This window comes from Faecalicoccus sp. LCP19S3_E2, assembly GCF_052121255.1.
Classification (GTDB): domain Bacteria; phylum Bacillota_I; class Bacilli_A; order Erysipelotrichales; family Erysipelotrichaceae; genus Faecalicoccus.
In genome coordinates this window covers 239801-253179 of sequence record NZ_JBQKEP010000002.1, presented here as the reverse complement: position 1 = coordinate 253179, position 13379 = coordinate 239801, and the positions used below count along the sequence as shown (strand labels likewise).

The window sequence follows — 13379 nt, the reverse complement described above, 5'->3', positions numbered from 1 at the left end:
AGATTCGACTAAAAGCTGATCCGTTGTTTTGGCTTCAGATTTAGACCACGAAAAAGAACGTAAAGGTGTGTATTTTTTACGTTTCTTAGATTTCATTGTTTTGGCGGTTCAGAGTTTCACGAGATGAACAACCAGAACCGCCAAGTTCTCTTGATGGTTATTCACCTCATGAAGCTCCTCAAGAGCTTGCCTTTCTACAAGCGTCTAAATTATACCACCAAGATTTCATTTTTAATATTTATTCATCCTTTATGTGCAAAGGACGAGCCTTTATTTTTAAAATCATACTATTTGATAGATCTTAAATATTATCGTATTAAGTATATTTATTCCACATATCTTATTATTTTGAAAATAAAATTCACACTTATGTTCATAATTGAAATACCTTCTACTTAAAAAAATTGGACTACAATATCCTAAATTAATACAAAGATGAACCTTACATAAATACATCCAAATCCATAATACTTGGGGTCACAGCAATGAATTTACCTACTTTTATACAAAAAGTTCTTTTATACTAATCTCTAAATAATTATTCATCTTATGTTGAGACAGTAATTAACTATTATTTTCTAATCCATCAGTAAAGCTGGTGGAGCACTCTTTATAGAGAATCTGTTTAATATAATATTCGTTAAAAACACTGACCATAGAATTTAAATAAATCATAATTAATAAAATCTTTCATTTTCTACGCTTTCTATGCACGATCATTTTAACATGGTCTATCATTTTCTCAGAAAAATACCTATGAAGCAGATATTTCGGCATATTTTTTAATTTAGAAATATCTGATAAGCTAATATATTCTCGTGTAAGTCTATCAAACATTCCTTCAACTCCATAATCATTAAGTTTTGCACCTTTCATTTTAAGAGCCTGATGGGTACATTCAGCTAATCCTATATAAGCTGGAGTCCAATTGAATTTTCCTCCTACCAAGGCATTTATACTGCTTCCATCAAATACCCTATCAATCATCCCGTCATATTTTATTCTATATTTGTTGTTAAAAAGGAGCTCTATATCTGTCGTGTCATCAGCATAATAAACTTTCATCTTTCTGCCATATTTATCTTCCATGCAACGCGAATATATGTTGATGATTTCTCCCCAAGTTATCTTATCTGGATTTGCAATTTGAATTATCCTTCTATTTACAGCGCTATTACCAATCACATGAAGTAGTATCCTTGCTGTATCTTTTGAACTGGTCAAAGATGTATGCAAATTTTTTATATTTCCAGGTACTACGACTGTTTTACCAACAATAGCTCTATATAGCCATTGCTCCAATTCAAACACTCCTAATTGCAATCGGTTATTACTATAGGTTTTATAAGGCCTTATGATTACCCAATTATTATACAGAGAATTTCTAAGCACATCCTCTTGTACAGCTTTAGTCAAGGAATATTCTCCTTGAGAAAGATAATTCTGATCAGTAGATACATCCAATAATCTTGGAGAATCTTCCTTTATTGGTTCTTCTGAAGCAGCATAAACTCGTGCAGAACTGAAAAATAAGTATTGATTGCATGAACGAAGATAAAATTCATATCGTTCTTTAAATTCTTTAATTGTATATAGCATAAAGTCCACAATCACATCATATTGATTATTATTAATGATTTGTCGAATAAAGGATAAATCCTTGGCATTGCCTTGTATATATTTAATTCGTGATGATGAATGAATTTTATTCCTAGACGTAACAGTAACTGTATTTGATTCATTTGATATAAGCATAGGAACAAGTTCACGTCCCATCGCACCTGTTCCTCCCAATACAAGTATTTTCATTCCAATATTATTTCCTTAAAATTTTTTTTAACTTCTTAATATTTGAATCACCAAGGAATGATTTAGCCAAGTTCTTAGCTGATACAGTCACTGAAGTTTCTAAATTATAAAGGATATGTAGTGTCTCAGTTTCATCTTCAGTATTGATAAAAACCTCAAATATGACAGGATGTTCCTTAGGTGTATTACTTACAAAATTTGGTATTTTTTTAAGGAATTCTTCTTTTGTAGATGCAGATATATATAGAAATCCTAAATCTTCTGCATAATGTTTGACTAGATTTTTCGATTTCTTACCATTGTGACCTTCAGCTGCAATATAAGGATTAGCTAAAGAACCAAGCTTATAAGCTCTATTATCCGGATTTTTAAATTCTGTACCTATACCATTATTTATCAATAATATCCTTAGATTGTTTTTTACATCACGGTTAGCCATAGAATTTAAATCATAGAAAAATGCCAAATCTCCTATTACCAAAAATACAAGTTTGTCAGTAACAAGAGATGCACCTAAAGCTGCTGAAACACAACCATCTATTCCAAAGCCACCTGTATTACTATATTCCATTATAGATTCATCTACATCAAAGAAACTCCAATGTCTTAAAGAATTATATATACCGAGATGTAGAATAGATTTTTTAGGCAAAGCTTCTGCAGTATGCTGTGCAATCCATCCATTTGAAAATGGTAACTCTGGAATCTTCTGATTAAACTTATCGCACTCAATTCGCCACGCTCTCAGATAACTATCATCTCCGACATAATCCTTTCCGAGTTGATTATATCTTTGGAAAAATACTTCCTCTTCCATTGCAAACACATAAGTCTGTTTTTTAAAAGTATCACGAATTTCACCATCTGGATTTACTCGCCAAGTTTCTTTGACACTACTTAATATAAAGGCACCAGAAACATCACCAAGATGGATAACAAGGTCAATATCACACACTGGAGAATGATACTGCCGCTGTGATGCAACAAGACTGTACATAACCCTATATTTCCCCTTATAGTTGCTTACAGCATCGCACAAAACTACGGCATTGTAATGTTGACAAAATTCATCTACTGCTTCCTCTAGCTCATTAGACCATTTTTTATGAGCACCTACAAAGATTGCTATTTTTTTTGAGATATCAATTTTAGGATATACTGCCGGAAAAGAATCTAAAAAACCAATACGTCTAATAACACGAACTTTAGGAATTTCTCGAACTGGAAACTCCATACTATACGCTGTTGTCAAATTGATATGTACAGGACCATTACCATTCCTACGCAGCTCAAGCAACGCTCGATTCAATAGCACATTACAATACCATTCATCATCTTCACTATGAATTACGGGAACCTGAACACTCAACTTAACAGAATCAACAGGTTGAATACTTCGATCAATTGCCTGTTGAAAGTTCTGTCCAATTCTCCCCAAATGCTGAGTGGAAGTGATTGCCAAAATAGGAATTTTGCGATAATACGCTTCTGTTAAACCAGAAAGATAATTTCGAGAAGCAGTTGCTTGTGTACAAGACAGTGCAACTGGTTCTCCACTTTCTACAGCCATTCCACAAGCCATATAAGCAGCAGATCTTTCATCATATGCTGAAAAGACTTCAAAATATTCATCTTGCTGAACTGTGGCCACAAATGCAACATTTGTAGTGCCCGGACTTGCAATGACTTTTTTAATCCCATGTTTCTTCATGAGACTGATTAACATTAATGTATTTTTTTCATCAGTAAAGTTTGCCATATTATTTCTTGCAAAATTGATAATTCTGCATAATCCCCTTTCATTTTAAAATTCCATTATTTAATATAGTTGCTGACTTTTCTCTCAATTGGCTGAGCCTGTGATCAACAGTTATGTAGTTAATAGGAGGAACACAAGTAATTCTTCGAGTATTGTACTTTAACAAGTGGTCACTAATCTCAAATTCATCCATCAACTCTCTAACTCGATCGTTTTGTGAAAAAAACTGATCATCTTGAAAACGCTCAAATGTATAAACTTCTTTTTCAAAAAGCAAAGAAAATACTGTCCCATGGAAAGAATCTGTTAATATATAATCTGCATTTAAAATGAGATCAAGGAATTCTTTTACACCAGCATCCATATATTTTCTCCCTTTATAAAAATAAGAAAAACCAGTTTGTGCTATAATTCTAATAGACATATTTTTTTCTTTAGCTAATTTTCTAACGACAGTCCAATGATTTCTATTATCCGATAAAAAATAACAGAGAAGATATCTTTGCTTTTTTTTAATTTTTAGGCTAAATAAATTTATCCACTGCTCTTTTGTAAGAAGCATGGTAGGGTCAAGAACTTTTTGAGGCTTATATCCTATAATCGTTTCAAGCAAAGCCGATGCCTTATTTTCTCTAACTGTTATCAATGAGAAACTTTTAAGGCTTTTTCCTATTAACTCTTTTTTTTCCTCTGGAATTTCACGTATTCCTATACTGGGAGCATAAGAAATCTTTTTAGCTTTAATTTCTGGAAAGTCCGCATAATAATATGGGTGATACCAATTCGGATTCCATATTTGATCACTCCCACATATCAGTAAATTAAACTGATTACAGATGTTTACATAATCCTCATCCGTCTTAATGGGATCAGTCACGATACACTGTTCATTAATAACCTGTTCCATCTTTAAAGTTTTCCTAGCCAATTGGCTATTATAGCGTTTATGAGCATATTTTAGTATCTCATAACTAATACGACCATAAACTCTTGTTAAAATCTTTTTCTTTTTATGTGGTCTTTGAGAAGATGGAACCGGAAAATCAATCATTTGTACATTGTGTCCGTATCTTCTCAAATAGTTTTGCAAGGCGATTGCTTGTAGCTTTGTTCCATAATTCTCGTATCTAAACCATGTAATTATTCCTATCTTCATTAAGAAACTACCTCCGTTGACTCAATTTATTTTGGCACTTATTAAAAAATAGCATAATGTCATCTATGTATAGAATCATAATCAATAATACGAATGTATACTGTATTACATATAATAAAACATTATTACTAACAAGTAACAAAACTACAGATTGAATCACCAAAATAGCATAAGTCAGTAAATCTCTACTCAATCTTATTCTAAGTTTAATCAAACTTTGAGATCGTATATATCTAATCAACCATACAATGAAGTAACTGATTCCTGTAGCTATAGCTGCACCAAGAGGGCCAAGCAATGGAATTAAAAAAATATTCATAACAATATTCAAGACAGCACCAATTATGGTAGTCTGAGCAAATATCTTTGATTCCTTCACTGCAGAAAAAAAGCCACCTATATATCCTGATAAAGCGCCAAAAATGATTGCTATTGTTAGCCAAGGAACATATTTCCAAGCTGTATAGAAATCTTTCACATAAAGAAAACTGGCAAGGAACTTGTCAGTAGCTATAATAAGAGAGCATAAAATGACCATTAAGCAATTATATGCTTTATATGTATTTGCAAAAAAACCACTTTTATCCTCTGGATCATATTCTTTCACAGCTGACATTGTCCAAGCTTGATTAAATATTGTTTGAAAAATATTAAGAATGGATGGTATTTTAGATGCAATAGAATAAATGCCATTGGCTGCAATTCCACAAAAAAATATAACAATATAGCGATCTGATGCATTATTAATCCACCATGCTACTGAATTAGCGATAAGAGGCTTGCTATAAGCAAGCATTCCTTTTTTTTCTTGTATATATCTCTCTTGAGGCTTAATATATTTTGTCATGCGAGTACAAATCATCAAATACAAACATTGAACCAATGGCCCAATAATATTAGCAAGAAAATACCCTTTTAACCCCCAACGAAAAATTACAAGAAACAAGACATTACACCCTATAATTATGACAGAAGCTATAACGCTTGATATCGAAAGTTCTCTAATCTTATCAATACCGCGAGCAAATGAACTGACAATTCCTGATAAAGATTGTGAAAAAAACATCATAAAAAAGAAACACGCATATATTTTTATGACTTCGCTTATATTAAAAATAGCATTAATAACTAAACCGAAAAGTATAAATATCGAACCAAATATAAAATATCTAATAGAAATTGTAGCAACTGCATTTTTATTAACATTTTTTTCTATAGAAAATCGTAAAACAGCGTCATTGATATTAAGAGTCAATATCGGTATAAGTACATTAATGGTCGTGTAAAACAAATCATATGTTCCATATTCTGTTGTTGTTAAAATATTTGTGTATAAAGGAACCAAAAAAAAACTTATGAGTTTTGTGGCAAAATTACTTAATGCTAAAAGTCCTATATTTTTAAAAAGATATTTATATTTATTCATCATTTCCCTTCATTAACCTTTATCCTAGTTTTTCTAATACTAAAAAGTTTAATAAATCAAATAATCTCTCATGCTAAAATTTAATGTAACATAGATAAATGTCTTATTAATTTTATCAACTTTATAATATACAAGTTATCAATGCTATTTATTGTAGATTAATTAATTATAAATCACCAAAAATACTAATTATTCACAGTTATAGCAAGTTCTGTACTATTAATATAAGTTAATATAATAGGATATTATTCTGAATTTCTTATGTCACAAAGATTTTAAGAAGTGCAACTTTATACAAACTCCATTCTGATAGAATTCATAGTAGCTCGTTTTTGTTATTTAAAAATGAAACCCAATCAAATTCATCAAGCCAAAATTTCCCAGTTAATCTTCCTTTATGATTACATAAATTACGAACACTACTTGCATTCTTTTGACTCCCTTTAATAAAAAATGTGCTAGGATATTCTGGATATACTTTAGCTGTAAAACAAACCTTATGCTTAAAGTCTAATTTTTCAAAATAAACAAGATCATTTTCTGTACAATCATCTCCTTGTACCATAACAATATATAGATTATCCATATGTAATCTTTTTGTACGTTCAATCCATTTTGTTTTTGCTTCTTCAAATGATTTATAATGCTGAAAGAAAATTCTTATTTCTCCTAAAATACCAACTGGATACATATATTGATTGGACAATTTCATATCCTGTACTAACTCACAATTGTAAAGATAATAGTCCAGATTGGTTAAAAATGTCAAAAAGTCTTTTGTCCTAAACCATAAATTTATAGTAGGCGAATTAAACCTTAGATGTAGTTCATGACAAACTACTCCTCCTATACAATTTATGGATATGATAGAACAATCCCTATTTGTAACCTTTTTAAATTCTTTATTATGAAAAAGATAGATTGTTCGCAAAAAATGTCTATATGTCTTTTTAAGTTTTTCCTTTTCCATTTAATTGACCTCATTAGTAAGTTATTTAGATAGTATTATTAACAGTTCAATCAATATTTCTCTTAATATTAAATCTACTTTTTAAAATTTAGAGATTTATTTTAAGCCGTATTTTACTTATCAAATAGTTGACAAAACCTTTTGCCTTTCCTTTTTCTTTTTGATTTTTATACAAAAACCATTGTTTTTTTAAATGCCCTAAAATGAAATTATTATTTTTTATTATCTCATTTATTTTTTTATTTTGTACATAATCCTCATCTGAAACCCAAGACGATGCATAATGATGAATTGAATATGTATTCTCAGTAATATGTATTTCTCCTGTAGCAAAATTCATTGAATCAAAATATACTGGTGGAAATATTGTAGCATCTCGGATTGTAACTATTCTATCCGGACTAAATTTATAACCATATTTTCGAAGTGGTCTAGTATTTTTTTTAGGGCATGCTTCAGAATCATATACACCATTCTTTCCTATAAAATGTCGATTAGTATATTCTTCAAGAAGTGAATATATAATATGATTTTTCTTTTCTGCTCCGAACCCAAGCCCAGTATTAACATAACCTGTTTTTTCAGATGCCAAAAAGCACTTTAATTTCAATAAATCATCCAATGATTTAACTAGTTCAACATCTGTATCTAGATATATTCCACCTTCTTCATATACTATCTTTAATCTTGCAAAATCAGATACAAATGCCCACTTTTTTTGTTCATATGCTTCTTTAATATAATCAGGTTGGTCAATGTTAAAATTTTTTTCATTCCACTCTTTAATTTGGTAGTCTGGACAATATTTTTTCCATGTTTTTATATAGTTTTTATACTCATTTGGAATTTCCTTTTCTCCAAACCAACAGTAATGTATTATTTTAGGAATCACAGCATATTCTCCCTTTTCTTCTATGCGATTTACATTTGATAAATGGCAAAGATAAAATATAAAAAAATAGATATCCTCCTTTACCAAGTAAAGAAGTGTCATAAATGGTTATGATAAAGGCCATCATGCACAATATTAATGTCATCTGGATTTGTGATTTTGAAGCAAAATCTTTCAATCTATATTTTTTAAGTATTGCAAAAAAAAGAGAAATAAAAAGCATGATATAAAGAATCATTCCTAGTATCCCCTGTTGTAACAATATCATTGGCAAAGGAAGCATGTAATAATGCATTGTTTCATACTGCATAAACATCTGTGATTTTAAACCTAGTACCTCAATCTGATCACAATTGCCAATCCCTAAACCAAATAATAATTCAAACTTATTATTGAATAAAGCAACACATTTATCCCAAAAATTAAGTCTATTCACATCTCCCGCATTATTTGCAAATTGGCCTACATATCCACCTGGATTCGTTAAATAATTCCACATAGAAGACGGAGTAAACATATCTCTACTCATATCTGGAAAGATAAACAATGTAACTCTTATTGCTATTAAAATTCCAAGGATGCCTAAAACAATCAATACAAGTTTTTTAAAAGAAAACTTGGTCATTAAGGTAGCAATTACAAAAATAACAACCATTTCAACATAAAATATTTTTAGTTCAGCAAAAATTGCAATTATTAAAGAAGAAATTCCAACAATTAAAATGGTTCGTATAGAAATTTCTTTATTAATATATTCCACAAGCGACCTACTAAATATAATAATGAGTAAAATATTTAATGGTCCATTTACTTGCCCCCTTGACACACCATACACTCCACCAATCCAATCTTGTCTATAGCCTAAAACCATTTCAATTATACAAACTATAAAGTTTATCCACATCAATTTATCTAAAAAATCAATACTATCTGAATGCTCAAACGATACACATTCTATAAAGAATATAATAGTAGTAAAATAGCTTCTAAATGACCACAAATGCAACACAATATTTGAAAAATTAAAAATCACTCCAAAGATAGCTAAAGTAATATATAAAAACAATATTAAATAAAAAAAACGTAAATAAACGTTATTAAGTATACTCTTCATTCTTTCTTTTAGTAAACTAATGAATAAAACTACATTTAATAAATCCGTTAAATAATAAACTGGATGTATTTGTGGGATAAATATGCTCAAAATCCCTTCTCCAAATATCACTATAAAAATGCATAGTATTATTTTTTCGTAATTTGTTCTGTTCCTTATTCTTATCTTCATAGTTCATTATCTCCATATTTTTTATCTAGTAGATAGTAATAATATGGAGAGATAAAAAATAATAATGCTTTAACCCTATCTATAAAAAAAGAAGCATAACGAATAGGAAATTTTTTATCAATTAAATTAATGTACTCTTTTCTATACAACCTTCCTCGACACATTGCTTTCATATATAACATAGCTGTATGGTTGTCTATCATTTTTTTTAGATTTTTATCTTCCATGTTACTGAAAATTTTGATAAGTTCATAGCAAGTATCGATCAAGTCAACACCATTTTTAGTCTTATCCTTTACTTTAGTTATTGACCCATCTCTCCTAACATAATGATAATAAGCTAAATCGGACAAATAAATCTTTTTGGCTTTGTTGATTACCTGGGGAGTCCATAACTCATCTTCATGATATATTCCTTTCTTAAAAAACAATTTATTATCTATAATTGTCTTTCTTTTATAAATACCAAAGCATGCAGCAGCATAAAGTGTTCTTTGTCTGAGCTCGCTCCTAAAATAATCATAATTACTGTATATTTTATTTGGTGCACTTACATATCCATACTTTTTTACCATGTTAGTGCCTCTTTCTTCTATAAAACCAGTATATATAATATCTGGAAATTCATGTTCACATATTAACTTATTTAAATTAAATAAAGCATTTTTTTCAAAATAATCATCAGAATCAAGAAAAACAATATAATCGCCTGTTGCTTTTTTTATTCCTATATTTCTAGTTTCAGATAATCCAAAATTAGATGAATTTTTTAAAATTTTCACACGGTTTGATTTATATTTATAAGCAATTGTCAATGAAGAATCTGTTGAACAATCATCAATAAGAAATAACTCATAATCTGAAAATGTCTGATTTAATATACTGTTGATACATTTATCTAAATACATTTCCGTATTATAAATTGGAATAATAATTGAAAATCTCATTTGCTTTTCCCCTTTGATATAAACTTTTTCTTTAACTCATTTCTACAATCTTCACCAATGATTCTCGTAATAAAGGCTTTTAATTTATTCAAGTACATTTCATTCTGATTTTTCCAAGTTCCAGCAAAATGGTGTATACAATATGTATTAACTGTAACTTCTTGCTTATATGTGTAACAGTTAATAGGGGAAAAATAATCTTTTGGATAAATTGTACAATTATCGTAATAAATTAGCTCGTCAGCATCCTTATAACCATAAACAGTTTCTAAATATTTAAAAATTCGTTGCGAATTTGGTATCAAGTCCATTCCCTGTTGATTGATAAAATGAATATTGTTATAAAGATTTAATAATTCATCAATAAACAATGCATTCTTCTCAGCTCCAATCACTGCTGTGCAAATAGAATACTTACTTTCAGCACCTATAAATGCTTTATTATATAGCAAAGAATCGAAAGACTTTAAAACTTCCACATCTGTATCTAGATAAATGCCTCCATATTTTTTTAACGCATACAATCTTACATAATCTGAAACAAATGCCCATTTTTTATGTTCATAAGCCTCTCTTACATATGGGACAATATTAATATCAAAATTTGATTCATTCCATTCTATAATCTTGTACTCCGGACATAAGGTATGCCATGAATTTATACACTTTTGAACATCTCTACTTAACTCTTTTCCCCCAAACCAACAATAATGTATTATTTTAGGAATCATAACTTATCTATCCTCTTTGAATAACTCAACAATTAATTTTCCAAATTCGTCGCAAAACTTTGTATTATTCGTGGTTATACCACTTCTTAAGTCATCCACAATTTGACTATAACTTGTTATTATATCTCCTAATGTATTAATATCTTCTACTAAAACAAGCATTCTCATTCTATTATTCATATTTCTCATAAAATTTATCTGATGATTATTTACATGTTCATTAAATTCATGTCTTCTAGGTACAACAATAGGAATTTTTCCAATTTGTAAAGGCATAATAAAACTTGCTGGACCTCCATGTGTAATTACTATCCTAGCATCTTGAACCATTTTGATCATTTCTTGATATGGAAAAAACTTTTTCCACATACAATGATTTGGTATATATGTACTATATCCTGTCTGTATAATAACATCTTCTTGAATTACACAATTTTTTTTTAGATTATCTACACACTCTATTAATCGATTAAATTGTTGTTCATGAGTTCCCACAGTTACAAAAATCATGCTTAATCACCTTTAAAAAATACTTCCTAAATTAATTGCTTTTGGATAAACTTTTTTCATTTCCTCCCACTGTACAATAAATTTGTCAGTGACTGGATAACAAAGTTTGCCCACAATAGTTGGAGAATCAATACGATCAAAGACTTCTATATATACAGTTTTAGCGCCAAATAATTTCCCAATATAAAAAAAAGGAATAGCTGGTGCAGCACCCGAAGAAATAATAAGATTTGGTCTTTCTCTAGGGATAATTTTTAAAGCTTTTATTGTATTGATAATTAATGCCTTTATGCTTCTATTACTTGGATAATAGCATGGGTACATTTTTTCTCCTTTAAGAAGACTTCTTGCATCTTCTTTATCAAATGTTACCCATAATCGATCTTTATCTTGCCAAAATGGTTTTAACATATACAAATGAGTTAAATGCCCGCCTGAAGAACCTACTAAGCACACTTTTATTTTTTTATTATTTTTCATTCCTGCACACCAATCTTTCTATTTTTATCTCGCCCCTTCATGGCTGCCACCTAACATTGTTTTTACTGTTTTCGCCAACAGTGTCACATCAAGCCACAGGTTGTAGTTTCTGTAGTAATATTCATCCAGTGCCAGTCGATCCTCAAAGTCCACATCGCTTCTTCCATGGGTCTGCCACATCCCGGTCAGCCCCGGTTTCATCTGGATGATGATGTCATAATAGATCCCCATGTCTTCCTTTTCTCTTGGCAGATAAGGTCTTGGCCCTATCAAAGACATGTCTCCTTTCAAGACATTGATGAATTGTGGAAACTCATCTAAGCTTGTCTTTCGTAAGAAATGGCCAGCTTTGGTGATCCTTGGATCGTTCTTTAATTTCTTGTTTTTTGTATATTCTTCTCTGATGGTCGGATCTGTTTCCATCAGCTCATCCAAGATCTGTTCGGCGTTGGACACCATGGTCCGGAATTTATAGATCGTAAATTCTTTGCCGCCTTTGCCGATCCGTTTCTGCTTGAAGAATACCGGATCATGGTCTCCGGACTGATGATTCTTTCTTCTTACATAGAAGTAAAGCGGCAATAAGACAAGACAACCGGCAATGCCTCCGCATATATCCAGAATCCGTTTTCCGATCCGTACCCACAGATTGATCTCTGTCTGTGCTGTAGAGATCAATAACAGTCCGTCAAAATCATCGACCCTGGAATCAAAAGTCACCAGATTATTAAAGCTTGGCAAAACTTTAATTTCCTTTACCCTGTTTCTTAAGCTGGCCACAATCCGTTCCAGGTCTTTTTTATGAATCTGCGGTATCGCAATGATCACCGACTGGATCTTTTCCTTGCGGATGACCTCTTCCATGTCGTCAAACGAATAGACATGTTCTTTGACTACTTCTTCCTGCTGATAGATGGTTGGCAATCGTTTAGTATCGTTACAGGAGATAAAGCCTCGAACATCCATCAGACTGAATCGATTTCCTCTACAGACATTCCAAAGCTTTTCTGCTGTATGACCAATACCGATGACCAATACATTCTTCTTAAAGGTATTACGAAACCAAATTCTGGAATACCTGGCAAAGACAATACTCATCAAAGCTGTCGTTAGAGCTAAAACTAGTAACCAAAGCACGATGGAAAGAGAGCAAATCTTAAAAAACAATAATACACCGACAAAAAACCAGCAGTGACTGATGATAATCAACCGAATCTCATCCCATATGAGCAGTACATTGTTTCTATACCTGCCCACCATCAGCTGTACGATTCCATAAAATAATAGAATTCGAAATTCATAATTGATACCCAGCGGCAGAAGATAGATCATCCCTGCAGCACCGGCTAGATTGGCTATCAGATTCAGCCATCCGATTCCCGTCATTTCCATTCCCTTTCCTTCACAAAAAAAA

12 protein-coding genes are annotated in these 13379 nt (G+C 30.8%); all 12 read right to left on the bottom strand.

The window, feature by feature from the left end:
* Window positions 1-690: 690 nt before the first annotated feature.
* Complete coding sequence (locus tag ACTQX6_RS03150; protein WP_304002502.1) at window positions 691-1809, bottom strand: NAD-dependent epimerase/dehydratase family protein; 1119 nt, start codon at window positions 1807-1809, stop codon at window positions 691-693.
* Between the two features lie 7 nt (window positions 1810-1816).
* Complete coding sequence (locus ACTQX6_RS03145) at window positions 1817-3568, bottom strand: thiamine pyrophosphate-binding protein (RefSeq protein WP_272002719.1); 1752 nt, start codon at window positions 3566-3568, stop codon at window positions 1817-1819.
* Between the two features lie 40 nt (window positions 3569-3608).
* Window positions 3609-4724, bottom strand: coding sequence for a polysaccharide pyruvyl transferase family protein (locus ACTQX6_RS03140; RefSeq protein WP_304002499.1), 1116 nt, complete (start codon window positions 4722-4724; stop codon window positions 3609-3611).
* 7 nt (window positions 4725-4731) lie between these two features.
* Complete coding sequence (locus tag ACTQX6_RS03135) at window positions 4732-6150, bottom strand: lipopolysaccharide biosynthesis protein (RefSeq protein ID WP_168965008.1); 1419 nt, start codon at window positions 6148-6150, stop codon at window positions 4732-4734.
* Between the two features lie 316 nt (window positions 6151-6466).
* Window positions 6467-7120, bottom strand: coding sequence for a DUF1919 domain-containing protein (locus ACTQX6_RS03130; RefSeq protein ID WP_272002712.1), 654 nt, complete (start codon window positions 7118-7120; stop codon window positions 6467-6469).
* 88 nt (window positions 7121-7208) lie between these two features.
* The gene (locus ACTQX6_RS03125; RefSeq protein ID WP_272002709.1) at window positions 7209-8012 is read right to left on the bottom strand and encodes a glycosyltransferase family 32 protein; all 804 of its coding nucleotides are present in this window, start codon (window positions 8010-8012) and stop codon (window positions 7209-7211) included.
* Window positions 8002-9297, bottom strand: a complete 1296-nt coding sequence (locus ACTQX6_RS03120) for a hypothetical protein (RefSeq protein ID WP_304002495.1) — start codon at window positions 9295-9297, stop codon at window positions 8002-8004. Before ACTQX6_RS03120 ends, ACTQX6_RS03125 begins: the two co-directional genes overlap by 11 nt.
* The gene (locus ACTQX6_RS03115) at window positions 9294-10244 is read right to left on the bottom strand and encodes a glycosyltransferase family 2 protein (RefSeq protein WP_168965012.1); all 951 of its coding nucleotides are present in this window, start codon (window positions 10242-10244) and stop codon (window positions 9294-9296) included. The genes ACTQX6_RS03120 and ACTQX6_RS03115 overlap by 4 nt, the downstream gene beginning before the upstream one ends.
* Window positions 10241-10975: a glycosyltransferase family 32 protein gene (locus ACTQX6_RS03110; protein WP_168965013.1), complete on the bottom strand. Its 735-nt coding sequence runs from the start codon at window positions 10973-10975 to the stop codon at window positions 10241-10243. The genes ACTQX6_RS03115 and ACTQX6_RS03110 overlap by 4 nt, the downstream gene beginning before the upstream one ends.
* A gap of 3 nt (window positions 10976-10978) precedes the next feature.
* The gene (locus ACTQX6_RS03105) at window positions 10979-11485 is read right to left on the bottom strand and encodes a glycosyltransferase (protein WP_272002702.1); all 507 of its coding nucleotides are present in this window, start codon (window positions 11483-11485) and stop codon (window positions 10979-10981) included.
* Between the two features lie 12 nt (window positions 11486-11497).
* Window positions 11498-11965, bottom strand: a complete 468-nt coding sequence (pssD, locus tag ACTQX6_RS03100; RefSeq protein WP_304002492.1) for a PssD/Cps14F family polysaccharide biosynthesis glycosyltransferase — start codon at window positions 11963-11965, stop codon at window positions 11498-11500.
* Between the two features lie 24 nt (window positions 11966-11989).
* On the bottom strand, window positions 11990-13357 hold the full coding sequence (locus ACTQX6_RS03095) for a sugar transferase (RefSeq protein WP_304002489.1): 1368 nt from the start codon (window positions 13355-13357) through the stop codon (window positions 11990-11992).
* Window positions 13358-13379: the final 22 nt, after the last annotated feature.

Excerpts from the sequence above, each read along its gene's own strand:
- ACTQX6_RS03150 (WP_304002502.1), bottom strand. The coding sequence starts at position 1,809 with ATGAAAATACTTGTATTGGGAGGAACAGGTGCGATGGGACGTGAACTT.
- ACTQX6_RS03145 (WP_272002719.1), bottom strand. The coding sequence starts at position 3,568 with ATGGCAAACTTTACTGATGAAAAAAATACATTAATGTTAATCAGTCTC.
- ACTQX6_RS03140 (WP_304002499.1), bottom strand. The coding sequence starts at position 4,724 with ATGAAGATAGGAATAATTACATGGTTTAGATACGAGAATTATGGAACA.
- ACTQX6_RS03135 (WP_168965008.1), bottom strand. The coding sequence starts at position 6,150 with ATGAATAAATATAAATATCTTTTTAAAAATATAGGACTTTTAGCATTA.
- ACTQX6_RS03130 (WP_272002712.1), bottom strand. The coding sequence starts at position 7,120 with ATGGAAAAGGAAAAACTTAAAAAGACATATAGACATTTTTTGCGAACA.
- ACTQX6_RS03120 (WP_304002495.1), bottom strand. The coding sequence starts at position 9,297 with ATGAAGATAAGAATAAGGAACAGAACAAATTACGAAAAAATAATACTA.
- ACTQX6_RS03115 (WP_168965012.1), bottom strand. The coding sequence starts at position 10,244 with ATGAGATTTTCAATTATTATTCCAATTTATAATACGGAAATGTATTTA.
- ACTQX6_RS03110 (WP_168965013.1), bottom strand. The coding sequence starts at position 10,975 with ATGATTCCTAAAATAATACATTATTGTTGGTTTGGGGGAAAAGAGTTA.
- ACTQX6_RS03105 (WP_272002702.1), bottom strand. The coding sequence starts at position 11,485 with ATGATTTTTGTAACTGTGGGAACTCATGAACAACAATTTAATCGATTA.
- pssD (WP_304002492.1), bottom strand. The coding sequence starts at position 11,965 with ATGAAAAATAATAAAAAAATAAAAGTGTGCTTAGTAGGTTCTTCAGGC.
- ACTQX6_RS03095 (WP_304002489.1), bottom strand. The coding sequence starts at position 13,357 with ATGGAAATGACGGGAATCGGATGGCTGAATCTGATAGCCAATCTAGCC.